The sequence below is a fragment of the Mariniflexile aquimaris genome, from assembly GCF_042676825.1.
In the GTDB taxonomy this organism is placed as follows: domain Bacteria; phylum Bacteroidota; class Bacteroidia; order Flavobacteriales; family Flavobacteriaceae; genus Mariniflexile; species Mariniflexile aquimaris.
This window is the reverse complement of record NZ_JBHTIB010000012.1, coordinates 433485-458834: the sequence shown is the minus strand read 5'-3', so window position 1 is coordinate 458834 and position 25350 is coordinate 433485. Positions and strand designations below refer to the sequence as shown.

24 protein-coding genes and 1 other RNA gene are annotated in these 25350 nt (G+C 32.4%); 11 read left to right on the top strand and 14 right to left on the bottom strand.

Going from position 1 to position 25350, the window contains the following annotated elements; genetic code table 11:
* Positions 1-24 precede the first annotated feature (24 nt).
* The 5 genes from ACFQ0I_RS10010 (at position 25) to ACFQ0I_RS09990 (ending at position 6752) form a co-directional block, all read left to right on the top strand.
* A complete protein-coding gene (locus ACFQ0I_RS10010) occupies positions 25-2436 on the top strand; it encodes an alpha-ketoacid dehydrogenase subunit alpha/beta (protein ID WP_379941821.1) in 2412 nt (803 codons plus the stop codon).
* Positions 2437-2454: 18 nt separating this feature from the next.
* A complete protein-coding gene (locus ACFQ0I_RS10005) occupies positions 2455-2835 on the top strand; it encodes a DoxX family protein (protein ID WP_379941819.1) in 381 nt (126 codons plus the stop codon).
* Between the two features lie 5 nt (positions 2836-2840).
* Positions 2841-3311: a hypothetical protein gene (locus tag ACFQ0I_RS10000; protein WP_379941817.1), complete on the top strand. Its 471-nt coding sequence runs from the start codon at positions 2841-2843 to the stop codon at positions 3309-3311.
* Positions 3312-3465: 154 nt separating this feature from the next.
* Complete coding sequence (gene pheT / locus ACFQ0I_RS09995) at positions 3466-5892, top strand: phenylalanine--tRNA ligase subunit beta (RefSeq protein WP_379941815.1); 2427 nt, start codon at positions 3466-3468, stop codon at positions 5890-5892.
* Between the two features lie 8 nt (positions 5893-5900).
* On the top strand, positions 5901-6752 hold the full coding sequence (locus tag ACFQ0I_RS09990) for a phosphatase PAP2 family protein (protein WP_379941812.1): 852 nt from the start codon (positions 5901-5903) through the stop codon (positions 6750-6752).
* A gap of 27 nt (positions 6753-6779) precedes the next feature.
* Here ACFQ0I_RS09990 and ACFQ0I_RS09985 read toward each other — a convergent pair whose 3' ends face one another.
* Entirely contained in the window at positions 6780-7511 is a 732-nt protein-coding gene (locus tag ACFQ0I_RS09985) for a sulfite exporter TauE/SafE family protein (protein WP_379941810.1), read from the bottom strand.
* A 140-nt stretch (positions 7512-7651) separates the two neighbouring features.
* Between ACFQ0I_RS09985 and ACFQ0I_RS09980 the strand changes: the two genes are divergently transcribed.
* Complete coding sequence (locus ACFQ0I_RS09980; RefSeq protein ID WP_379941808.1) at positions 7652-7891, top strand: putative signal transducing protein; 240 nt, start codon at positions 7652-7654, stop codon at positions 7889-7891.
* A gap of 87 nt (positions 7892-7978) precedes the next feature.
* On the opposite strand, the gene ACFQ0I_RS09975 is transcribed toward ACFQ0I_RS09980, so the two are convergent.
* From ACFQ0I_RS09975 to ACFQ0I_RS09960, 4 genes are all read right to left on the bottom strand, one after another.
* Positions 7979-8596 carry a class I SAM-dependent methyltransferase gene (locus ACFQ0I_RS09975; RefSeq protein WP_379941806.1) on the bottom strand — a complete coding sequence of 206 codons (618 nt, stop codon included), beginning with the start codon at positions 8594-8596 and terminating at the stop codon, positions 7979-7981.
* Positions 8597-8650: 54 nt separating this feature from the next.
* Positions 8651-9820 carry a serine hydrolase domain-containing protein gene (locus ACFQ0I_RS09970; protein WP_379941804.1) on the bottom strand — a complete coding sequence of 390 codons (1170 nt, stop codon included), beginning with the start codon at positions 9818-9820 and terminating at the stop codon, positions 8651-8653.
* Positions 9821-9982: 162 nt separating this feature from the next.
* On the bottom strand, positions 9983-10516 hold the full coding sequence (locus ACFQ0I_RS09965; RefSeq protein WP_379941801.1) for a hypothetical protein: 534 nt from the start codon (positions 10514-10516) through the stop codon (positions 9983-9985).
* 245 nt (positions 10517-10761) lie between these two features.
* On the bottom strand, positions 10762-12390 hold the full coding sequence (locus ACFQ0I_RS09960) for an ABC-F family ATP-binding cassette domain-containing protein (RefSeq protein ID WP_379941799.1): 1629 nt from the start codon (positions 12388-12390) through the stop codon (positions 10762-10764).
* Between the two features lie 215 nt (positions 12391-12605).
* On the opposite strand from ACFQ0I_RS09960, the gene ACFQ0I_RS09955 reads away from it, so the two are divergent.
* Entirely contained in the window at positions 12606-14027 is a 1422-nt protein-coding gene (locus ACFQ0I_RS09955) for a TlpA family protein disulfide reductase (protein WP_379941797.1), read from the top strand.
* A 3-nt stretch (positions 14028-14030) separates the two neighbouring features.
* On the opposite strand, the gene ACFQ0I_RS09950 is transcribed toward ACFQ0I_RS09955, so the two are convergent.
* The gene (locus tag ACFQ0I_RS09950; protein ID WP_379941795.1) at positions 14031-14834 is read right to left on the bottom strand and encodes an SDR family oxidoreductase; all 804 of its coding nucleotides are present in this window, start codon (positions 14832-14834) and stop codon (positions 14031-14033) included.
* A 232-nt stretch (positions 14835-15066) separates the two neighbouring features.
* Positions 15067-15165, bottom strand: an RNA gene (ffs, locus tag ACFQ0I_RS09945) — signal recognition particle sRNA small type.
* Positions 15166-15253: 88 nt separating this feature from the next.
* Between ffs and ACFQ0I_RS09940 the strand changes: the two genes are divergently transcribed.
* Positions 15254-16288, top strand: a complete 1035-nt coding sequence (locus tag ACFQ0I_RS09940) for a glutaminyl-peptide cyclotransferase (protein ID WP_379941793.1) — start codon at positions 15254-15256, stop codon at positions 16286-16288.
* 269 nt (positions 16289-16557) lie between these two features.
* Here the strand turns inward: ACFQ0I_RS09940 and ACFQ0I_RS09935 are convergent, their stop codons facing one another.
* The 7 genes from ACFQ0I_RS09935 to ACFQ0I_RS09905 all read right to left on the bottom strand — a co-directional run bounded on the left by ACFQ0I_RS09935 (position 16558) and on the right by ACFQ0I_RS09905 (position 23343).
* Positions 16558-17703, bottom strand: a complete 1146-nt coding sequence (locus tag ACFQ0I_RS09935; RefSeq protein WP_379941791.1) for an MFS transporter — start codon at positions 17701-17703, stop codon at positions 16558-16560.
* A gap of 121 nt (positions 17704-17824) precedes the next feature.
* Positions 17825-18268, bottom strand: coding sequence for a hypothetical protein (locus tag ACFQ0I_RS09930; RefSeq protein WP_379941789.1), 444 nt, complete (start codon positions 18266-18268; stop codon positions 17825-17827).
* A 150-nt stretch (positions 18269-18418) separates the two neighbouring features.
* Positions 18419-19792 (bottom strand): MBL fold metallo-hydrolase RNA specificity domain-containing protein, encoded by a 1374-nt coding sequence (locus ACFQ0I_RS09925; protein WP_379941787.1) that lies wholly within the window; start codon positions 19790-19792, stop codon positions 18419-18421.
* A gap of 10 nt (positions 19793-19802) precedes the next feature.
* Complete coding sequence (locus ACFQ0I_RS09920; protein ID WP_379941785.1) at positions 19803-20642, bottom strand: ATP cone domain-containing protein; 840 nt, start codon at positions 20640-20642, stop codon at positions 19803-19805.
* Positions 20643-20685: 43 nt separating this feature from the next.
* Entirely contained in the window at positions 20686-21525 is an 840-nt protein-coding gene (locus tag ACFQ0I_RS09915; RefSeq protein ID WP_379941783.1) for a universal stress protein, read from the bottom strand.
* Between the two features lie 93 nt (positions 21526-21618).
* Positions 21619-22467 (bottom strand): universal stress protein, encoded by an 849-nt coding sequence (locus ACFQ0I_RS09910; RefSeq protein ID WP_379941781.1) that lies wholly within the window; start codon positions 22465-22467, stop codon positions 21619-21621.
* A 21-nt stretch (positions 22468-22488) separates the two neighbouring features.
* A complete protein-coding gene (locus ACFQ0I_RS09905) occupies positions 22489-23343 on the bottom strand; it encodes a universal stress protein (RefSeq protein WP_379941779.1) in 855 nt (284 codons plus the stop codon).
* A gap of 276 nt (positions 23344-23619) precedes the next feature.
* Here ACFQ0I_RS09905 and ACFQ0I_RS09900 point away from each other — a divergent pair, with 276 nt between their 5' ends.
* The 3 genes from ACFQ0I_RS09900 to ACFQ0I_RS09890 all read left to right on the top strand — a co-directional run bounded on the left by ACFQ0I_RS09900 (position 23620) and on the right by ACFQ0I_RS09890 (position 25349).
* Entirely contained in the window at positions 23620-24018 is a 399-nt protein-coding gene (locus tag ACFQ0I_RS09900) for a hypothetical protein (RefSeq protein WP_379941777.1), read from the top strand.
* A gap of 147 nt (positions 24019-24165) precedes the next feature.
* Positions 24166-25050, top strand: coding sequence for a DnaJ C-terminal domain-containing protein (locus ACFQ0I_RS09895; protein WP_379941775.1), 885 nt, complete (start codon positions 24166-24168; stop codon positions 25048-25050).
* Positions 25051-25052: 2 nt separating this feature from the next.
* Positions 25053-25349 carry a chaperone modulator CbpM gene (locus ACFQ0I_RS09890; RefSeq protein ID WP_379941773.1) on the top strand — a complete coding sequence of 99 codons (297 nt, stop codon included), beginning with the start codon at positions 25053-25055 and terminating at the stop codon, positions 25347-25349.
* Position 25350: the final 1 nt, after the last annotated feature.

The following is a 25350-nucleotide window of genomic DNA, read 5'->3' as shown; positions in this document are numbered from 1 at the left end:
GTCCCTTGCCAAAGCAATCCAATTATGCACACTACTCCAGATTTGAAAGATAATATATCATTTGAAGATTTTAAAACGGAAGTACTTAACGACTATCAAATTGCTGTTAGAAGTAGGGAATGCAGCTTACTAGGTCGTAGGGAAGTTTTAACGGGGAAAGCTAAATTTGGTATTTTTGGTGATGGCAAAGAAGTACCACAACTTGCCATGGCAAAATCCTTTTTAAAAGGAGACTGGCGTTCGGGTTACTATCGAGACCAAACATTTATGATGGCGATTGGAGAGTTAACAATGAATCAGTTTTTTGCTGGTTTATATGCCAATACCAATTTAGAATTAGAACCTATGTCTGCCGGAAGACAAATGGGAGGTCATTTTGTTACGCATAGTTTAAATGAAGACGGTAGCTGGAAAGATTTAACCAAACAATATAATTCAAGCGCAGACATCTCTCCTACCGCTGGTCAAATGCCTCGATTATTAGGACTAGCACAAGCATCAAAAATATTCAGACAAGTAGAAGGCATTAACACTAATAATTTCTCGGTTAAAGGAAACGAAGTCGCCTGGGGAACTATAGGAAATGCGAGTACTAGCGAAGGTCTTTTTTTCGAAACCATTAACGCTGCTGGTGTACTTCAAGTACCCATGATTATTAGTGTGTGGGATGATGAGTATGGCATTTCAGTACATGCAAAACATCATACAACAAAAGAAAATATATCCGAAGTATTAAAAGGTTTCCAAAGAGAAAACAACCATAAAGGCTACGAAATTCTTCGTGTTAAAGGCTGGGACTATGCGAATTTAGTTGCAACTTACCAAGAAGCGGCTGCCATAGCAAGAGAAGAGCATGTACCCGTATTAATTCATGTGCTAGAGTTAACACAACCGCAAGGGCATTCTACTTCAGGTTCGCACGAGCGCTATAAAGACTCTGATCGTCTGGCATGGGAAGCAAAACATGATTGCAATGTAAAAATGCGCGAATGGATAATTGAAAGCGGTATTGCAACAAACGAATCGCTTATCGAAATAGAGCGTGCCATTAAACGCGAAGTTAGAGAGGCTAAAAAAAATGCTTGGAATACCTTTTTAAAACCCATAATTAAAGAGCAAACAGAGGTAGTTGGCTTGCTTAGACAACTGGCTGCTGTTAGTGAAAATGGGGTGTTTATAGAAAAAATTAAAGACACCGTTGCTGCCATCGACGAGCCAACTAGAAAAGATATATTATCGCAAGCCAGAAAAGCTTTGGTTTATACCTTAAGAGAAAATTCGGCAGAAAAGGAGCAATTAAGAAATTGGATAGATAAAATTATCGAAAACACACAACCTCATTTTAGCTCACATTTATATTCTGAAACAAATAAATCCAATATTTTAGTTAAAGAAATTAAACCTTCTTACGATGAAGAAGCGCCTATTGTAGACGGACGAATAATTCTTCGTGATAATTTCGATGAAATATTTAATAAATATCCAGAAGCTCTCATTTTTGGTGAAGATACCGGTAATATTGGCGATGTTAATCAAGGCTTAGAAGGGTTACAAGAAAAATATGGTGAATTGAGAGTTGCTGATACGGGTATTAGAGAAGCTACTATTATTGGCCAAGGTATTGGTATGGCATTACGTGGGCTGCGACCAATTGCCGAAATTCAATATTTAGATTATATTCTTTACGGATTACAAATTATAAGCGACGATCTGGCAACGACGCATTACAGAACAAAAGGAAAGCAAAAAGCACCTTTAATTATTAGAACGCGAGGCCATAGATTAGAAGGTATTTGGCATTCTGGATCTCAATTAGGTGGCATTTTGAATTTAGTACGTGGTGTGAATGTGTTAGTACCAAGAAACATGACAAAAGCTGCTGGTTTTTATAACGCACTTTTAAAGGGCGACGATCCTGCAATTGTAGTAGAGTGTCTTAATGGCTACAGATTAAAAGAAAAATTACCAAACAATTTAGGCGCCTTAAAAACGCCAATTGGTGTGGTAGAAACGTTAAAAGAAGGCGACGATATTACATTGGTTTCTTACGGTTCTACACTTCGAATTGTAGAGCAGGTTGCTAAAGATTTAATAGCGGTTGGAATTGATGCCGAAGTTATAGATGTACAATCGTTATTACCTTTCGATATCAAGCATGACATTGCCAAAAGCATCCAAAAAACCAATCGTGTTATGATTATTGATGAAGATGTGCCTGGAGGTGCATCGGCCTATATTTTAAACGAAATATTAAATGTGCAAAATGCGTATCAGTATTTAGATAGTCAACCAAAAACACTCACGGCTAAGTCACACAGACCCGCTTATGGTAATGATGGCGATTATTTCTCGAAACCATCTTATGAAGATATATTTGAGGCCGTTTACAGTGTAATGCACGAAGCAAATCCGGCGACCTTTCCAAAGTTGCGATAAAATCTTAAGCTAACAAATATGAAACAAAACTTTACCGATACGGCATTATTAATTCTTAGAGTTGGTTTTGCTGGTATGATGCTTACTCATGGCATCCCTAAAATTAATAAGCTTTTCGAAAGTCCGATTAAATTTGCAGACCCAATTGGTGTTGGCGAACCGTTGTCGTTAATATTAACTTTAATTGGTGAAGTTGTTGCACCTATTTTAATTTTAGTAGGTTTTAAAACAAAGTTAGCAGCTATTCCTGGAATTGTTACCATGTTTGTTGCTGCATTTGTAGTGCATGGAAGCGATGCTATTGATGTAAAAGAAAAAGCAATCCTTTATTTAATTGCGTTTATTGCTATTTTCTTCGCGGGAGCAGGCAAATATTCTATAGATGGTTATAAAAAATAAACCATTTGAAAACAGCTTCTATTTCCGAAATAAAAAAAGAATTACAGTATAAATCTCAAGACGAGTTATTAGAACTTTGCTTGCGTTTATCAAAGTTTAAAAAAGAAAATAAAGAACTCCTTACCTATTTATTATTCGAATCTCACAATGAAGATTCTTATATTCAAAGCGTTCAAAACTACATAGATATAGAATTTAGCGCAATAAACACAGCCAGTTATTTTTATATAAAAAAAAGCGTTCGTAAAATATTGCGAAACATTAAAAAATACACGCGGTATTCATTAAATAAGGAAACTGAAGTAGAATTACTTATATATTTTTGCGAAAAGCTAAGAGACTTTAAACCCTCTATAAAACATAATGTTACATTATTAAATATGTATCACCGGCAAATTTTGCTAGCCAAAAAAATAACAGCGACTCTTCACGAAGATTTACAGTACGATTTTAATTTGAAACTGGATAGTTTATAAATTATAAATGTACGATTCATATAACAACAAGCATCCAAATTAGCCTCCAATTATCAATTAAAAATATTATGGATTTAAATGCACAATTTGCAAGGCTTTGTTTGAATGCTAACATCAATATTTTATCTTTGCTGACTTTAATAGGAAATGACTTATGAAGATTTCATACAATTGGCTAAAACAGTTTATTAAAATTGATTGGACGCCAGAACAAACTAGCGAATTACTTACCGATTTAGGATTAGAAGTTGAAGGCATAGAAGTATATCAATCGGTTAAAGGCGGATTAGAAGGCGTTGTAGTTGGTGAAGTATTAACCTGTATTCAGCACCCAAATGCCGATAAATTAAAAATAACCACAGTAAATATTGGTGAAGTTGAGCCTTTACAGATTGTTTGTGGCGCACCTAATGTAGCCGCTGGACAGAAAGTACCGGTTGCAACCATTGGAACTACTTTATATACCGAAGCTGGAGAAGCATGGGCCATTAAAAAAGGTAAAATTAGAGGCGAAGAAAGCCATGGTATGATTTGCGCCGAAGACGAACTTGGCTTAGGAAAATCTCATGATGGCATTATGGTTTTAGACGACGATTTAAAAGTTGGAACACCTGCCGCTGCTATTTTTGAAGTTGAAAACGATCAGGTTTTTGAAATAGGCTTAACACCAAATCGCGCCGATGCTATGAGTCATTTAGGTACCGCACGCGATTTAAAAGCTGGACTGGTTCAAAAAGAAATAAACCTAGAGTTTATAACACCATCGGTTAGCGCATTTCATGTAGACACTCGTACCTTACGTATTGATGTTGATGTAAAAAACAAAGAATTAGCACCAAGATATTGCGGTATTACTATTTCGGGCATTACCGTTAAACCATCCCCTATGTGGTTACAACATCGTTTAAAAGCGATAGGTTTAAAACCAATTAACAATATTGTGGATGCTACAAATTATGTGTTACACGATTTAGGACAGCCACTGCATGCGTTCGACGGCCTAAAAATTGCAGGAAATAAGGTGGAAGTTAAAACTTTACCTGCCGGAACTAAATTTACGACCTTAGATGGCATTGAAAGAATTTTGCATGAAGATGATTTAATGATTTGCGATGCCGAAAAACCTATGTGTATTGCAGGTGTATTTGGCGGTATACATTCTGGGGTAACCGAAACCACAACAAGTATATTTTTAGAAAGTGCATATTTTAATCCGGTTAGTATCAGAAAATCGGCTAAACGTCATGCCTTAAATACCGATGCGTCTTTTAGATTTGAAAGAGGCATTGACCCAAATATTACAGAATACGCATTAAAACGCGCTGCTATTCTTATTAAAGAAGTGGCAGGTGGTGAAATTTCAAGTGAAATTATCGATGTTTATCCTAATAAAATTGAAGATTTTCAAGTGCGATTAAGTTTTGAAAATGCAGCAAAATTAATAGGCGAAGAAATTCCGAAAGAAATCATTAAACGAATTTTAACCTCGTTAGAGATTAAAGTAAATAACGTTACAGAAACAGGCTTAGGATTGATGGTACCTGCTTACAGAAATGATGTAACTCGTGAAGCTGATATAATTGAAGAAATACTGCGTGTTTACGGTTATAACAATATTAAAACCACCGAAAAACTAAATGCTTCTATATCGAATTCAAGTCGATTTGAAGATTATAAAATTCAGAATATAGTTGGCAATCTGTTAGCTGCTCAAGGCTTTTTCGAAATTCTTTCAAACTCGCTTACAACCCCAAATTATACAAATTTTAGCGAGCAATTAAAGGAAGAACACAACATCCACATATTAAATCCTTTAAGTGGCGACTTATCTGTTTTAAGACAGTCGCTATTATTTTCTGGCTTAGAAGCTATTTCATTTAATATTAATAGAAAAAAGGCCGATGTAAAGCTGTTTGAATTCGGTAAAACCTATCACGGTTATAACGATAAACGTGAAGAATATAAGCACTTGTCTGTATTTATAACTGGAAATCGAAATGCAGAAAATTGGAATTCTGCAAACAGAAAAAGTGACTTCTTTTATTTAAAAGGCTACATTACAAGTATTTTAGAACGATTAGGCATTTCAAGATTTAATGAAACGCCAATTGATAACGACTTGTTTAGTGAAGGCTTAAGTTTTGGATTAGGAAAAATGAAACTTGTAGATTTAGGATTGATAAAAAAGCCAATATTGAAACATTTTGATATATCTCAAGAAGTATTGTTTGCTAATTTTAACTGGGATGCCATTTTAGATGTTGTTAAACGTAATAGCATCTCATTTAAAACCATAGCAAAATATCCAGAAGTACGTCGTGATTTTGCTTTACTTGTAGATGATAACGTATCGTTTGAATCGATATATAAAATTGCCAAACAAAGTGAAAAACAACTTTTAAAAGGTGTGAATTTATTTGATGTTTATCAAGGTCAAAATTTACCAGCTGGCAAAAAAAGTTACGCGGTTAGTTTTACTTTGCAAGATGAAAATAAAACACTTACAGATAAGCAAATAGACAAGATAATGAACAGCTTGCAAACCCAATTTGAAACCCAATTAGGAGCCGAATTACGATAATATTGAGAATGAAAAATAGCATATTTTTTGTTGTGATATTTTTAATGTTTGTTAAATTAAACGCACAAGAAAATATTGCAGAAATTACCACAGACAAAGATTCAATCTCTATTGGAGCACTAGCATTTTACGACCTGAAACAAGGTGTAAAAGGTGTTGGCCATTCATTTACAAGACCTTTTCATTGGAAAAAGAAAGATTTTACAACCTTGGGCACTGTAGTTGTTGGCGCGTTGGCCTTATCAACTATCGATGACGAATCCAGTGCATTTTTTGTTAGAAACGAACCTCATGTACCCAATATTTTTCAAGAAGTAGGCACACGTTTTGGAAGTCCGCAGGTTTATTTTATCGCCAATGCTTCACTTTATGGTTTTGGCTTATTTACTAAAAATGAAAAATTAAGAAAAACCAGTGTATTAATTATTTCGTCTTCGTTTACAACAGGTCTAATTCAGAGTGTAAGTAAAACGGCATTTGGTAGAGCCCGTCCTGGAAGTGAATACAAAAGTGATGAATTTAGATTTTGGTCGAATGAGGCCCAATTTCACTCCTTCCCTTCTGGACATACCGTGTTATCTATAACGATGGCGCACTCTATAGCAAAACAATTTGAAAACACTTGGTCTAAAGTAGCTGTTTATTCGCTGGGTTCAATTGCTCCTATTTCCAGACTTTTTGCTGGTGCACATTGGCTTACAGATGTAGGTATGGGTACTGTTTTAAGTATAGCCGTTGTAGATTGCATTGATAAATTTCTATTCAATACAAAAGCTTACGATTATTCTAAAAAAGAAAAGCAAATTTCCTGGAATTTCACCTTTAGCGGTAATCAAATAGGACTCATTGGTAGTTTTTAATTTAATAGTTTAACCTCCTTTATATTTTTAGTGGGATAAGGTTTTTATAATGGTTATAATTCCTATTATTAAAATTAAAAACAAGGAGAATTTCTTAAAATTGTCCTGCGATATTTTAGTAAGCAACAGTTTACCTAAATAGGTTCCAGCGATACCTATTACGACTAGAAATGGAATATAAATTAAAATCTCCATTGTTATATACCCATTGATATAATAAACAATGGTCCTGCTAAAATCTACCCCAAAGTCAATCACTGCCGAAGTTGCAATAAACACATTTTTTTCTAGATTAAACGCTGCCATGGTTAACCCGCGAATTGCTCCTCCAGTACCTAAAATTCCAGCAATAAACCCTGATAACGTACCACCAATAATGGCTTCTTTTTTATGCGGCTTAACTATTAAATTCTTTTTTATTAAAAATAACAGACTTAATAGCACTAAAAACACTCCCAAAATAATTTCTAAAAATCGCGTGTTTAATAATTTGCTCACAAATCCACCAAGTATCACAAATAATACAGCAGGAACCCCAATGTAAAGAATTAGGTTTTTGTCAATTCCTTTTTTAAAAAGCGCAATTTTACTAAGGTTACTCACAACATGAAACATAGCCGTAATACCTAAAACCGTTTGAAAATCGAAATAAAAATTAGCTATAGGCACAAAAAATACCGAAGAACCAAATCCTCCAACGGTGCCAATAACTTCGGCTAGTAAAGCGAAAAACAGAAAATAATATTCTATATGTTTCAAAATAAAGTCTTTCTTAAATATAAATAAAAAACAGCGTTTTATAACTGATAAATAATACATTTATAAGCACGGTTAGTATTATTTTATTTGATTTAGACTAAAAATGCCGTATATTTAAGTAAACTCTTAAAGCAACTGTTATGAAAGACTCAAATTTTGTAAAAATATATACAGGGAATTTTGCATTTGTTAACCGTATAGTAATGGAATTAAATGCTTTAGATATAAGTCCTGTTGTTAAAGACCAATCTGAATCTGCTATTTTAGGAGGTTTCGGTGGTACCTTAGCCCCCGATTTTCAGGAAATTTTTGTTCATGAAAGTGAAGTTGATAAAGCTATTCCAATTGTTGAAAGCGTAACGAAAGAGATGCAGCCTTAACAGGTATTAAATCCAAAGAAAAGAAGCAACCCTAACTTGTATTTAATCCGGTTTTCAATAGGCTTCCAAATGCTGTGATAGTAAGTATTAACTTTTATCCCGTTTAAAAGCACAAAATATAAAATTTTGTTTTGTGTTAAATGGGGTAACATGGTCTTCGGTAAGGCACCGAATTTTATCAAATCCATTTTCCAACGCTAGCGCTAATTGCGTTTCGCTATATTGTTTAATATTTAGTCCACTACATTGTTTAGGTCCATTATCAGAAAATGTTGCAATTACTAAATATCCAGTAACCGATTTTTTTGCTATCGCTATATATTTATGCATTTCATTTGGCGTAGTTAGAAAATGAAACGTCGCCCTATCGTGCCAAACATCATAGGCGATTTTGGGTTCAAATTCTGTGATGTCAGCAACAATCCAATTTACTTTGGATGCCTTTTCCCCTAAACGCATTTTGGCTTTTTCAAGTGCAGTAATTGAAATATCTAATACGGTTATATTTTCGAAACCTTCATTAATCAAGTAGTCAACTAGCTTACTATCACCACCACCAACGTCGATTATTTTAGCAGATTTGCTTAATTTAAACGACCGTATAATCTCAAGAGAGGTTTTTGGTAAGTCTTGAGTCCAACTTACTTCCTTCGGATTTTTAGTTTCATAAACCGTATCCCAATGATTTTTCCTGTTTAAATTCATTATGATTTTTTAAGCTTCTATATAATTCTGTTAAATCTATTTTTTACAAGTAGACTAATTAATACTTTCTACAATGTCATAAAAAAGTGTTTTCCAAGAATCCACTTTTTTATCCGCTTTACCCATTCTTACAATAATAGTCTTTTCCTTTGGAAAAATAAATAGATACTGTCCCAAATGTCCTGTGCCAGCGATACAACTAATTTGATATGAAAATTTATTTTTCTCAGCATAAATCCACCAAAAATTACGGTAGTATAAATTATCTGCATAATCAGTTAGTTTATACTTTTCAGAAATACCAAAACTATAATCCAACCATTCTTTAGAGATTAATTGTTTACCATTCCAATTGCCATTGTTTAAAATGAGTCGACCGAACTTTGCCATATCAATTGCTCGAATATTTAACCCACTTTCCATTTTTGTCATTCCTGCTGCTTCGCTATCCATACTCCAACTTCCAGAATATTCCATTCCCATTTGGTCCCAGAGCTTCATTTCAAAATATTTTGCTGGCGACATTTGGCTTGCTTTTTCAATTATCATTCCTAATAAAATAGGGTTGTATGAGTTATATTTAAACCCGCCTCCCGGATTAGATTCTAATGGTAATTCTAAAATTCGTTTTCTTAAATCTGGGTAATAATACGCTTTTGCTTTATCTCCCCAAGGCAAATCGTGGTCTTTAAATTGCATCCCACTTCTCATATCCATAAGCTGTGAAATTCGTAATTCTTTGTATCTCGAATCGGTTCTAATCAACTCAGGAATGTACTTAGTCACAGGGTCGTTCACATTCGTAATGTATTGCTCGTCTATAGTAATACCTGTAATAAGCGATGTGATTGATTTAGCAACCGAAAATGAGGTGTTTATGGAATTTCTATAATAATCATTTAAATATTTCTCGTAAATTAACGTGTCATTTTTAATAACTATAAATGCCGTGGTTTCCGAATTTTTTAAAATTTCATATAAATAAGAAGACCTATTTTTACCACTACTAAACTTTAAACTATCTAAATATTTTTTACTGCTTTTAATGAAAAAGTATGGTTGTGAAGATGCTTTAAACTCATGTTTTGGAAATTTATTAACGTCTTCAATATCAGAAGCTCGCCACTTAAAAAATCGCCCTAAATATGAGTTTGTATTAGCGAAACTAAATAGCACGAAAATGACGCCAATAAAAAGGAATATGATATATAGCTTTTTGTTCATGTTAAAACAATATAAACTAGTGACAAATTGATGTGAAGTCTTAATGTAAATGTTACAATATGAAAACCAATGAAAGTTTTCGACTCTAATCCAAAGATAATAAAAAGATTAAGGTCTTCTTTGTAGGAATCTAAGAAGTAATACAACTTCTAAAGTTTTTAGCTATTTTTTAATACGCTTATAATAATTTATAATCAAACCGCTTACGGGTCCTGATTCATAAATCATCAAGTATTTGTTCGTTAGGTCGGTCTTAAAACTCCAAGTTGTTTTATCTGAAAATTCAAAATCTGTAATCCCTTTGACATAATCTAAATTTTCATCGAATTTGATTTTTTCTTTTCTATAAACTTTCTTCTCAACGCCTTTATAAAAAATAATACTATGCTTATTTATTTTTAGAAACTCTATTGGTAAATTCTTATTGGCATCTTTTTTCATTATGCAATCAGAACACTTCACTGCAAATAATTCCCAGGTGCCAAATAGTGCTTTTACAATTATTTTCCGTTCAATTTCTTTAATGGAATCCAGCTGAATTTTGCTCTCTTCACTTCCTGTACTTAAATAATTAAAAACAGCCTTATAAACGTTGGGTTTTAACGTTTTTTCAAATTCTATTTTAGAAATTTCTTGTGAAACTAAAGTATGATTGGAAACAAGAAATACAGCTACAAAAAATACGTTTCTTATCATATTAAACAATGCATTAAGATCTGCTCAAGTAAAATTTAATGACCACAATTTTTATAATAATTAGTAATGCATAAAATTAGTTGATTTCACTCACAAATACTCATATTTTTCATGAAAACAAAGCTTAAAAAAAGTGCTTTTTTATCTGAAGTTAACTTAATAAAATACACGCTTTGTTCCGATTAAAATAAACAAAATCGTTTAATTATAACCGAACTATTAAGGCTCATAAAAAACACGGGGAACTAGGCAGTAACCGAATACATTTTATTACGCAACTCTTTTATTTTAGGGTCTTGCATATACTCATCGAAGGTTGTATATCTGTCGATAATACCATTAGGCGTTAGTTCTACCACTCTATTGGCTACGGTTTGTGCAAATTCATGATCGTGCGTTGTAAACAAAACGGTCCCTTTAAAATTAGTTAGCGAGTTGTTAAATGCCGTAATACTCTCTAAATCTAAATGGTTTGTAGGTTCGTCTAGCATTAATACATTAGCTCTTACCATCATCATTCTACTTAACATGCATCGCACTTTTTCGCCTCCAGAAAGCACATTCGATTTTTTTAAAGCTTCTTCCCCACTAAATATCATTTTACCAAGAAACCCTCTAATATTTACTTCTTCGCGTTCTTCTTCGGTGGTTGCCCATTGGCGTAACCAATCCACCAAGGTTAAATCGTTATTAAAAAATTCGCTGTTGTCTAATGGCAAATAAGATTGTGTGGTAGTTACACCCCAATCGAATGTTCCGGCATCCGGTTTTTGATTATTATTAAGTATTTCATAAAAAGCTGTGGTTGCTCTAGAATCTTTAGAATACACCACTACTTTGTCGCCTTTAGCCAAGTTTAAATCGATCTCTTTAAATAATAAGTCGCCATCATCACTTGATGCTGCCAAACCTTGAATATTTAAAATTTGATCGCCTGCTTCTCTATCGCGTTCAAAAATAATAGCTGGATAGCGTCTACTTGTTCTTCGTATATCTGCTATATTTAATTTTTCAATCATTTTCTTTCTACTTGTAGCTTGCTTACTTTTTGCTACGTTGGCAGAAAAACGACGAATAAATTCCTCTAATTCCTTTTTCTTTTCTTCGGCCTTTTTATTTTGTTGTGCATGTTGGCGTGCTGCTAATTGAGACGACTCGTACCAAAATGTATAATTACCCGAATAATGATTAATTTTTCCGAAGTCGATATCAGAAATATGTGTACATACAGCATCTAAAAAGTGACGGTCGTGAGATACTACAATCACACAGTTTTCGTAATTAGCCAAAAAGTTTTCAAGCCACGAGATGGTTTCATAATCCAAGTCGTTGGTAGGCTCATCCATAATAAGCACATCTGGATTTCCAAATAAGGTTTGCGCTAAAAGCACTCGTACTTTTTGTTTTCCATCTAAATCGCCCATTAATGTATGATGAAACTCTTCCTTAATTCCTAAATTAGATAACATGGCAGCTGCATCACTATCTGCATTCCACCCATTCATTTCTTCAAATTGTACCTGAAGCTCACCTATTCTATCGGCATTTTCGTCTGAGTAGTCTGCATAAAGCGCATCCAATTCAGTTTTAATTTTATACAATGGTTTATTCCCCATTAATATGGTTTCTAAAACGGTATGTGCATCGTATAAGTTATGATCTTGCTCTAAAACGGACATGCGTTTTCCGTTTTCTAAATGCACATGACCAGAAGTTGGATCTTGCTTTCCAGAAATAATCTTTAAGAATGTAGATTTACCAGATCCGTTCGCGCCAATAATCCCATAACAATTTCCTGTATTAAAGGTTGTGTTTACATCATCAAAAAGTACGCGCTTGCCAAATTGAACTGAAAGGTTTGAAACTGATAACATAGTGTCTAATTTTTTTTTGCAAAAGTAGAAAATTCAATCCGTTAGACGAAACTTACTTCCTTAAATTTAAATTGAATAATTTTTCAGTGAAAACGCGGGTTTTCACTAATAATTTACTTTCTAACATTTAACAGCGCATTAACAGCACTATTTAAATACAACATTTATTTTTGTAGAAACAAGTCGCTTAAATTAAGTGCATTGTTATAGATGCTATGAAAATACATTTTTTAAGTTTTATTGTACTATTAACACTGATTGGTTGTAAAAATGATAACAACAATTCAGAACATAATTATGCTTATTTAGGCGGACAAATTATAAATCCGAATAACGACTTCGTAGTGTTATCTAAAAATGATATGGTTATAGACACCATTAAACTAGATAACAAAAATAGGTTCCTTTATAAAATCACAAATTTAGACGAAGGCCTTTACACCTTCTATCATGGTGGCGAAATACAAATGGTGCTCTTAGAACCTAAAGATAGTCTCATTTTTAGATTGAATACTTTAGAATTTGATGAATCGCTGGTTTTCACCGGTTTGGGCGATAAAAAAAACAATTATTTAATTAATGAATTCTTAGAAAACGAACTTCAAGAGAAAAAAATATTTAAATTTTGTCAATTAAAACCTCACGTATATCAAAGGCGCATAGATTCGCTTAAACAACTCAAAACAGAGCGATTAAACGAGTTTAAAATTAAATATAATACCTCAGAACTTTTTAACAGAATTGCACAAGGCAATATTAATTACGGATATTATTCAAGTAAAGAAGTGTATCCGTTTGTTCATTTTGGAACTAACAAAGCCGCCATACTAAAATCGCTTCCTTCTAATTTTTACGACTATAGAAAAGACATTAATTACAATGATAAGTTTTTAAAAGACTATCAGTATTATAATTCTTTTTTAAGATATAGTGTTAATAATTTAGCGCTTAAAAATCATTTGCATCATAGTAATGAGGATTCGTTTAGCTGGAATTCTATTTGCTATAATTTAGACAGACTTAATCTTGTTGATAGTTTAATATCCAGCGCTGTTTTAAAAGATGATTTACTATATCATTTCACTTCGAATTATTTATCGAAAAGTTCGAATACAGAAAATAACAATGTGTTATTAAACTCTTTTTTAAGTAAAAGTAAAGATGACGTTGCAAAAGATAAAATGAAGCGTTTTGCCTTGTCTCTAAACAATTTAAAAGTTGGTTCAGCTTTTCCGAGTACAATAATTGTTGATACTAATGATAGTGAATTAGATATAAATTCACTCTTAAAATCACCAACCGTTATATGTTTTTGGTCGCATTCTTATATTGAACACTTTAAAGAAATTCATTATAAAATATCGGAACTTAAAATTAAATACCCCGAGGTGAAGTTTATTATTATCAACACAGACAACAATAATCAGAAACATTTTAAAACGGCTTTAAAGGAAAATAGATTTGATTTTAAAGACGAATACCAATTTAAAACTCCGCTAGAATCTGTTGAAGCTTTAGCAATACAGCCAATTACAAAAACGATTATTATAGATAAAAATCAAAAAATAGTGAATAGCAATTCTAATTTGTTTTCTATAAAATTTGAAGAACAATTATTAGGAGCCATTAACCGATAATCATTATAATTTATAGTGATTCATCAATAATTTTTCATACATCTTATCTGGCAAAATCCGCTTTAGTACGATTGAAAATTTCTGCATAAACTCCCCCACTTTATAATGCACTTTCGGATTTTTAGTATTGATAATTTTAAGAACAGCATACGCCATCATATTGGGATCACTACCGCTATCAACGTGTTCATTCATTAACTTCAGGGTATTTCCATAAGGTTTTTTATAAGGAGAGTCATCTAATAACGGTGCATGATACCTTCCTGCAGCAATATTTGTAGCAAAATCTCCTGGTGCCACGTTAGTCATCTTTATATTAAAGTCTTTTAGCTCCATTCTAAAGGCTTCGGTTAGCAACTCTAGCGCTCCTTTACTGGCGCTATAAATTCCGCGATACGGTAATCCCATATAGCCCGCAATAGACGTAATATTTATTATTAAACCACTTTGTTGCTTGCGCATTTGTGGTAAAACAGCCTTAATAACATTTATGGGTCCAAAAAAGTTAGTATCGAAGTTCGCTTTAATTTCGGCTTCAGGTATTTCTTCAATCGCTCCTGTTATACCAGCTCCCGCATTATTAATAACAACATCAAGTTTTCCCTCATTATCAATAATGGTAGCCACTGCTTTTCGTATGGTATTTGTGTCTTTAACATCCAATTCTAAAATAGCGAACTTACTATTTTTATAATTTTCAGGATTCCTACTAGTTCCATAAACTATAAAACCTTTTTCAGTAAGGTATTCGCCAATAGATTTTCCGATTCCAGAAGAACCTCCGGTAATTAAAACAACTTTAGACATAACTTAATTGATAATTGATAATTGATAATTGATAATTGATAATTGATAATTGATAATTGATAATTGATAATTGATAATTGATAATTGATAATTGATAGTGTAAAATTAACAATGAAATTGACACAAACCTTCTAAACGAAAAAAGATTTGCAAGTATTTAACTCCTACAAATCTTATCTATATATTAAAAATCTATTCCTTCTTACAGGCTATAGTACAATCTCAAAAAAAAAAAAGGCAAGCTACCTACATCACACCGCTACGACCATTTACCTTTGCTGCGTTCCCGCCCTGGAGGATTCAACAGGAGCTGGTTGTGTAGGACTTGCCGGGTGCAAAGATACAATCTTTTAAAATTTTCACAATGATTTTTTAAACTGATTTTAAATAAATATCTTGCTTTAAATTTTATATCACAAATGAATATATTTAAACACCTACTAATCATAAGCTTAAGTGTTTTAGCTATAGCCTGCGGCTCTAATACTGGACAAAAGAAATCTGATTTTAGTATAACAACTAACGCCGTAAAAGGTGATATAGCCATTAATCAAACACTGAAAATTTCATTAGAAAATAAAAAAAGTCACCCTATTGACTCAACTATCTACACATTAAATGGGAAAAAGATTGATAATACTGTCGATTTAAAAGATTTTAAACTAGGAAAGCAAACCATTGAAGCAACTGTGTATTTTGGCGGCGAAAAACAACAAACAGCTACAACAATTACAATTTTAAATGATGCGACTCCTAAAGTTTATACCTATAAAATTATTAATCAATATCCTCATGATATTACCTCGTACACGCAAGGATTAGAATTCTTTAATGACACGTTGTATGAAGGTACTGGTCAACATGGTGAATCTAAACTTAGAAAAGTAGATTACAAAACGGGAACAGTATTAAAAAACATAGATTTAGCAAAAGAATATTTTGGCGAAGGCATCTCCATTTTAAATGATAAAATATACCAGTTAACCTGGCAAGGTGGTACTGGTTTTATTTATGATTTAAAGACGTTTGAAAAAATAAACAGTTTTAAATACGGAAACAGTAAAGAAGGATGGGGTTTATGTAACGATACTAACAAACTTTATAAAAGTGATGGTACAGAAAATATATGGCTTTTAAATCCAGACACTTTGGTTGAGGAAGACCATATTCAAGTTTATACCAACAAGGGTAAAATTGTGGAAATAAATGAAATGGAATGGATAAACGGTGACATTTATGCCAATAGATATCAAAAAGATGGGGTTGCTATCATTAATCCTAAAAACGGGGCTGTAAAAGGTGTCATTGACTTTTCTCCGTTGAAAAAGTTAGTAACGCAACACGCAGGATTAGATGTATTAAATGGAATTGCCTATAACCCAACAACCAAAACCATATTTGTAACAGGAAAACGCTGGGATAAATTATTTGAAGTTGAAATTATTGAAAAATAAGTATTTCAACTTTAAAACAGGATTGTATTAAAATCAAAAATGCTCTTGAGTTCTCAAGAGCATTTTTGTTTACATTGAATGTTTTTTAAAAGACCTAATAAACCAATTATGCTTTCATTCAATATTTTAGATTATGTCAGGATTTTATTTTAATACCAATTAAAATAAAATTAAAAGTATCAATTTAAAAGGTAAATAAGCCACCGATAATTAACATATTTATGTGCTATATTATCAAAAATAAACAATGGCAATACTCTTCTGAGGCATTATAAATTATGCTTAGCCTGATATTTAAAAAATGCCTTAGAAACCGGAATAAACGACAAGCCAACAACAATAAATAAATAAAACGCATTCTTTAATCCTAACGCATGCGATAAGTATCCAATTAACGGAGGTCCAATTAACATACCTATGATAGCATATGTGGTTATTATAGAAATTGCCATTCCTGGAGAATATTTTTTTGAGGTGCCAGCCAAGGCAAAGGTCATTGGAAAAATTGCAGCGGTTCCAAAACCTACTAAACAAAACCCTATTAATGCTGGCCAAAAATATGGAAAAGTAATAGCTACAAAGATACCCAGCGAAATTACCGTCGCACTAAAAATATACGTTTTCTGCAAGCCAATTTCCTGCATGAGTTTATCAGAAAAAAATCTTGAAAGCGCCATACAAGTCATAAATGATAGATACCCGTAAGTAAAAATCTCTTCCTTAACCACTTCTTTAAAAAATATACCGCTCCAGTCGAACATACCTCCTTCGCAAATGGCTGCAAAAAATATTAATAATCCCAAATACAAAATAAAAGGGTCTGGTTTTCCTAGAAGTATTTTATTTCCTGTTACGGCCTTATCGTTTCTAAGAGTAAATTGGTACGTATAAATAGAAATAGCCAGTGTAAATAAGGACACAATAAGGAAATGAATTTGCATACTCACATCCATTTTAATCATTAAAGTTGAAATTAAAACACCAAATAAACCGCCTAAACTCCATAAACCATGGAAGGAACCCACAATACTTTTATCAAACTTTTTTTGCAAGGTTAAAGATTGTGTATTAATGGCAATATTTAAAATTCGCATGCAGAATGAAAAAATACAAATGGCTAGAACAAATAGAAATGCAGTACTGGCATATCCAATAAAAATTAAGGCAAACGAAAACACGATAAAAGAAACAATTAATGGCACTCTGCTGTCAAATTTCGAAACCAACCACCCAGAAAAAGGCAATCCGATTAAAGAACTAATAGGCATTGCTAAAAGTACCGTACCCAATTCGGCATCATTAAAACCAAAAAAATCTTTTATTGTAGGTATTCGCGACGCCCAGGAAGCAAAGCCTATACCCGATAGAAAAAAATAAGTGCTTAATGCAATTCGTTGTTTATTCCTTAAATCCATGTGAGTTTAAATACACTAGCTGTTGTATGGAATGAGCTAATTAAATAAGGGCACAAAGATAACATAAAAACCGTTCTACTAGGAACGGTTTTTATGAAATATAGAATTACTTTATGGAAAATTATTGAAGCAGTAATTTTTGCTTTTTTTCTTTTATAACGCCTTTAATTAATTTGTAAAGTAACTTTTTAACGGTTTTATAATTTTCGAAATATTCGGCAACTAAAACAATGAGTTTTCGATGTTCATTTTTATAATTTTCCTCTTCTTCTAATTCGTCTATTTTATTTACCATGATTTCGAGACCAATTTCATGTTTTTTGATTATTGGAATCAGTTTATCGGTTTCCTTTTGTAAATCGGCTAGCTGCTTTACTATTTTTTGGCTTTTAGGAAAATGTTTAGAATCAATAAGATCTAAAGTGTAAGATTTAATTAAATCGTCAAAAAACAACTGCTCATCTTTTACAAACAATAATTCTGACAACCAATTTCGCGACGCAGTATGCATGACTTCGGCACTTAGCCATTCCACATACTGAAATTCTTTTTGTGGTGTTTTCATGACTTTATATGATTTAAATTTCTATTTATTAAACACATAAATTACAAAATTATTATATCAAATACAATGAGATATATCAGTCAGTAAAAATTATATTCTCGAAATATTTTTTGAAAATTTAAGTGTTTGATGATGGCAAGTAATGTGTTTTTAAATCATCAATTCTTCAGAATCATTTAATTTCGGTATGCTAACATTCCAATTAAAAACATTTTTAATTTTAGTTTTAAAAGCATCTAACACAGTGGGTTCTCCATGAATTAGATATACTTTTTCTGGAATATTCTTAATACTTCCCATCCAATTTAATAAATCATCCTGATCGGCATGTGCAGATAAACTTTCTATGATTTTAATCCTGGCGCGTACCGGATAGTATTTCCCAAAAAACCGGATTTCGTGCGCACCTTCCAGCAGTTGTCTTCCTCGAGTACCTTCTGCTTGAAAGCCCACTAATAAAACAGTAGTTGTTGGTATATCTATATAGTGCTGCAAATACGTTAAAACCCTACCCCCTGTTACCATACCGCTACCAGCAATGATTATTTTAGATCTTGGATCGTCTATTGTTTTCCAGGTGTCTTTATAAGATTGTATAATGTTGATATGTTCGCACATGGCATGGTACTCTTGATCTGATAACTTATGCCATTTTGTAAACCTTTTAAAAATTTCTAAAACGTTATTTCCCATCGGGCTATCGACAAAAATCGGGATGTTGGGAATTTTATTTTTTTTGTATAATTTCCACAAAATATACATAAGAGTTTGCAACCGCTCTACCGCAAAACTCGGAATTATTAGATTACCGTTTTTAAGAATAGTATCTGTAATTAACTCCGATAAAATGGTTTCAAGATCTTCTTGTGGATGTAATTTATTGCCGTAAGTACTTTCAATAAACAGAAAATCTGCCCATTCTGGCTTTTTCGGATCTTCGAGCAATAAATCGTTTCGTCTACCAATATCTCCAGAAAACACAAACCGCTTACCATTTATATCTATTTCTATAAAGGTTGCACCAATAATATGACCATTAGGTTGAAATCTATATGAAATATGGTCTGATAATTTAATCCATCTATTTTCAATTTCTACCTCAAAATGATTTATTGTTTTTTCGGCCTCTTTTACCGTATAAAAAGGTAATGCCGGATGATGTTTTGAATATTTTTCTTTATTGGCTTTTTCGGCTTCTTCTTCGTGTATTTTAGCACTATCAATAAGTATTACCTGTGCAATTGCTAAGGTAGGAGCGGTTCCTATAATTTTTCCTGTAAACCCCTGCTTCAATAGTCTTGGCAAATACCCAACATGATCTAAATGGCCATGAGTAAGTAAAACGATGTCTATTTCTTCAACTGTTACCGAAAGATTTTCCCAATTTAATTGGCGTAAATCTTTTAAGCCTTGAAACATACCGCAATCTATGAGGATATTTTTCTCTGAAGTTTTTAATAGAAACTTAGAACCCGTAACCGTGCCAGATGCTCCTAAAAACTTTATGCTTACAGTATTTTCCATATATAATGATTTACCGAATACAAATTTGATTTATTTCATTTAGAATTTTTTCTTTTCTTGTTTGAGAAACACCTAAATGATCTAAATAAAAGGCGTCGCCAATAAGCTCTCGGCACAACACCACTTCCCTACTTAATAGAAACTGTTTTTCGCGATTGGTTAATAATGTAGATACTGTAATAGGATACAAACCTAACCTATCAATTCTGTCCTTTAAACCATCATCTTTAGGGTAATCCCAACTTAATAAATACAATCCGCAACATTTACCGTATTGAATAGCATCTTCAGTAAATCTAGTATTGGTAACCACCCAACCCGGTGTTAGCGTTTTATCCATTTTTTTAGAATCCCAATGCGCTTTAACATCTAGATAACGTGAATTTATATATAGAGGCACTTTTACATTGCATTTCAAGCCTTCTTCACTATGAAATTTACACTCTATTACTGTAGCTTCACCGTTTTTAAAGGCAATAACATCTATTTCGTGCGCAACGCATTTCCCTTGAAGAATTCTTCCAACCTGGGTTTTATAACCAGAATAGGTTAATATGGCCGAAATAAATCTCTCGAAAGGATATCCTGTGGGCCCTAATTCGTAAATCGCTTTTTTAAGTTTATACTTGGAAGCTAAATAGCTTTTCTTTTTTTTAAGCAACGCAAACGCACGATTATATATTTCTTTTGTTGAAATACCTTCATATAATTCATCTTTAACAACGCGCAAAATAGATTCCACAGTATCATGTTCAGCACCCGTTCGTTTTAATGATTTACGAAGCTTTTCGAAAGAAAATTTCACCTTTTCGCCCGAAGATTTTATAATGTAGATGGAGTTATCTGACATGGCCAACAAATCATTTTAACTTAGTTCTAATTTTATAAAGGCATTAAACAGGTATTACTAAAAACGGTATTTTAAGATGATACCCTATTTTAGAAATCACGGGTTCGTGTACAAGGTCTTCAATAATACTATGTTTATAATTAACCATGGCCAAAATATCGATGTCTAATTCTTCGACATAATCGTAAATGGCATTGGCAATTTTTGTGTAATCGGGCATCCAATGAAACGTATGGTCGTATTCTTTTAAAGAATCATTTAAGGTAGCCTTATTCTGTTCTTGAACAGTACTTAATTTTTTTTCTTTATTAACATGCACAATTCTAATTTTAGACCCATGTATTATGGCTAAATTTATTAATGCATTAATTTCAATATGCGTATATACCCTGTTAAAATCTGTTGGAAAAGCTATTTGCCGTGGCACCACAAAATCGTAATCTTCTGGAACCACTAAAATGGGTGCTAAACGCATTTTTTTAATAATACTTACTGTGTTACTACCAAACAGCAATTCTTTAGCACCTGTGGCTCCTTTTGTGCCCATAACTACCAAATTTATATTATGCTTTTTAATAGTCGTTTCAATGGCGTCTTTAATACCCACTGGACTAACTATAATTTCGTAACTATGATTTAAGTTAGGGTTTGAAACGTTAGCGAGTTCTTTTAATTCTAAAAGTTCTTTTTTGGCTGCACTATTTACAGTATCGCTTAATTTACTGGATCTTACCGTAGTTGGCATAGCAGCAATTTTAGTTGAGTGCAAGAAATAAAATGTGCACTTAAATTCTTCATACAATTTCAGAGCATATACGGCTGCATTCCATGCATTATCAGAGAAATCGGTGGGTAATAAAATATTAAGGTTATTTGTTTTCATCGTCTTGTATGTTTAGTTAATCAATTGTTCCGGGGAACTTTCAAATACGCAACTTATAGCTGACTTAATTAGTGTTAATCATTATTTTTAAATTTATTTTGAAATTTTAGATGGTATCACTAAAAACGGTATGTTTAAATGAAAGCCTATATGATTTATAGTAGATCTAAAAAATAAATTTTCAAAAAACGAATGTTTATTATTCATCATTACCAATAGATTGATGCGGTGTTTTAATTGAAAACTGGCTATGGCATCTTCTACCGTATGATTGCTAACACTATGAAATATATGCGCTGTATCTTTAAAGAACTCTTCTAATATTTTCTTGTTAGCTTCTTGAAATTCAGATAAATCGTAACCAAAAGATGCATTCATGATATTAACTCTTGAATGAAATGTTTTAGCTACATCTAAAATAGGTTGAATATGTTCTTTTTGAAATTCCAGATTATAATCTGATGGAAAAAGTACCTCTAAAGGTTTTTCGAAAGAAAAATCACTAGGAATAGCCAAAACAGGACTTTTCGCGTTTTTAATAACATGCATGGTATTAGACCCGAATAATATTTCTGCAGCACCGGTAGCACCTTTTGTCCCCATGACTACATAATCGATGTCGCTGCCAGATGTTTGTTCATTAATTTCTGCGGTAAGCGTGTTAAAAGAAGAAACCTGACTAAAACTATGCTTCGGATTTTTGAATTCCTTTTCAATCTTAGTCATGATTGTTTTTAAGCCTTCATTCGACGATTCTTTCATGGCATCAATAAGTCCAAATTGCGCCGAACCTATTTCCATATATTCAACTTGATAAATTATAGGTGTATACGTATTAATCAAAGTAAAATGACACTCTACATCTTTAAAGTACTGCAAAGCATATTTTATAGCGTTCCATGAGTTATCTGAAAAATCGGTGGGTAAGAGTATTTTTTTCATGACTAGGAATTTTAAATTATTTTATAGCGACTCGCGATTTACATTTTGTAAAACTAAAAACGGAATATTTAAAAATAAACTCATTTTATCGATGGTAGATTGAACAATAAGATCTTCTAAAACCGTATGTTTATTATTAACCATAACTAACATATCGATGTTGTTATCTTCTACGTAATTATTAATTGTAACAGGAATGTTTTTACTTTTTACTGTTTTAAAATTAAGGTCGTTTTTACGTAATTCGGTTTTTATAAAGTTTCGATTATCCTTTTGTCGCACAGACAATACGCCGCTAGCAGATATATACAACATATCTATTAATGCACGGTAAGGACACGCCATTTCGCATAATAATTTTAATTCTCTTCGTTTGTAAGGAATTAAGTAATTGGTTGGGAAAAGAATATGTTTTGGTTTTTTGTACTTATAATTTTCTGGTATCACTAATACCGGGCATTGCACATATTTAAAAACCTGTAGTGTATGGCTTCCAAAAGTTATGTTTCTGTCGTTTGTAAAACCACGTGTTCCCATAACAATAATATCGATATTTTCTTTATCTACTATTTTATCGGCTTCATCAACTAATATGTTATTTGAGGAAACCACTTTATAGGTGTGCCTGGGATTTGGCGACATTTTATTTACATGGGCTAATATGATATCCAGTTGCTCTTTAGATTTGTTTGCAACCATGTTAGTAACCTCGGTTAGCGTATCGCGTGTTACATTTAACTCTTTGGCATAAATATCGTCTCGATACGCATGCATGATAAAAAATTCACTTATATCGTATTTAAAAAGGGCAATAGCATATTCTAACGCATTGAGAGCATTTGCTGAAAAATCTGTAGGAACCAAAATCTTTCTCATGACTACAACTTATTAAATGAACCTCTTAAATATAAGAAATTTAAGCGGTTTAAAATATGATTAATATCAGTATTAACAAAGGATTATGAATATTTCGCAACAGATTAGCACATTGAATTTCACCAAAAAAAGCAAGACTTTAAAGTCCAATTAACACCCTAGACGAATTAAGGTAAATACCATAATGAAGTATCAATCAATTTGCAAGACTGATATAAATCATAATTAATTTGCTTGTATTTTAATAACTTTAGTAGAAACAAAAACATATAAGTCATGTTTAAAAATCTCAATATAAATTTCTATCAAAATGTTGCTAAGCTTTTTTACGCGATAGCCGCCGCCGATAAAGTAGTTCACCCTGAAGAGTTTAAAACTTTAAAAGAATGTGTAAGTAGCGAATGGCTTGCTGTTGATGCTACGGAAGATGAATACAAATCGGATGCGGCGTATCAGATTGAAATTGTTTTTGATTGGTTGGCAGAAGAGCAACCCGATGCAGATACTTGCTTTAACGAATTTATAGCGTATAAAAACGAGCATAAATACTTTTTTACTGAAGAAATGAACTCTTTAATTCTAAAAACTGCAGCCATGATTACTTCGGCCTTTTCTGGGCAAAACAAATCGGAGTTAATAATGCTTTCCAAACTTAGTATTGAATTAGCTAAATAGTTATGGTATTGCAATTATTTTTTGAATAAAAAGTTATATGTTTTTATGATTTACATCATTTTATTTGACAAGAAAAATGAGTAAATTAATAGGTTAATTAATGGCTGTTATTGTAACATAATATTTTGAATTTAAAATACGAACCTTATGGCATTCTTAGATTATTACAGCATATTGGGCGTGTCTAAAACAGCTTCGGAACAGGAGATTAAAAAAGCCTACCGAAAGCTGGCACGAAAATACCACCCAGACTTAAATCCGAATGATAAAGAAGCCGAAAAAAAATTTAAACAAATAAACGAGGCTAATGAAGTTTTGAGCGACCCAGAAAATCGAAAAAAATATGATGAATATGGTGAAAACTGGCAACACGCCGAAGCTTACAAAAAGGCGGAACAACAACAAAAACAAAGGCAAGCTCAATATCAAAGCTCTGGAGATTTTTCTGGTAGCGATTACTCCGATTTTTTCGAATCGATGTTTGGCGGAAAATCAACGCGTTCTCAAGGTAGAAACATTAAATTTAGAGGACAGGATTTTAATGCAGAATTACATCTCGATTTAAAAGACGTTTATAAAACCCACAAACGCACCCTAACGGTAAACAATAAAAACATTAGAATTACTATTCCGGCAGGGATAGAAAACGGACAGGTTATTAAAATAAAAGGTCATGGTGGTCAAGGTATAAACGGTGGTCCAAATGGTGATTTGTTTATTCATTTCTCTATAACCAATCATACAAAATTTAAAAGAGATGGTGATAACTTATATGTCACCGCAGATATAGATTTGTACAAAGCCTTATTAGGTGGCGAACAACTAGTAGATACTTTTGATGGCAAAGTAAAGCTTACTATTAAACCCGAAACCCAAAATGGCACAACCGTGAAGCTTAAAAATAAAGGCTTTCCTAAGTACAAAAAAGAAGGGGTGTTTGGCGATTTATTTGTGACCTATCAAATTAAAATCCCTAAAAATCTAAGTTCGAAAGAAAAAGAGTTAATCAAAGAATTGCAAAAACTTCGTTAAGTATGGAATCACAACAATATATATCAATTAAAGAACTTTGCGTACATCATAATATTCCAACGCAATTTATTATGCAATTACATGATTTTCAGCTTATAGAAATTATCACTATAGATAACAACCAGTATTTATACGAAACTCAAATTAAAGATTTAGAAAGATTAATTCGCTTGCACTTCGAATTAGAAATAAATTTAGAGGGCTTAGATGCCATTCATCATTTATTACAACAGATTGAAACTCTAAAACAAGACATTGTTTATTTAAATAATAAATTAAACAGATTTGAGGCTCTGTAAT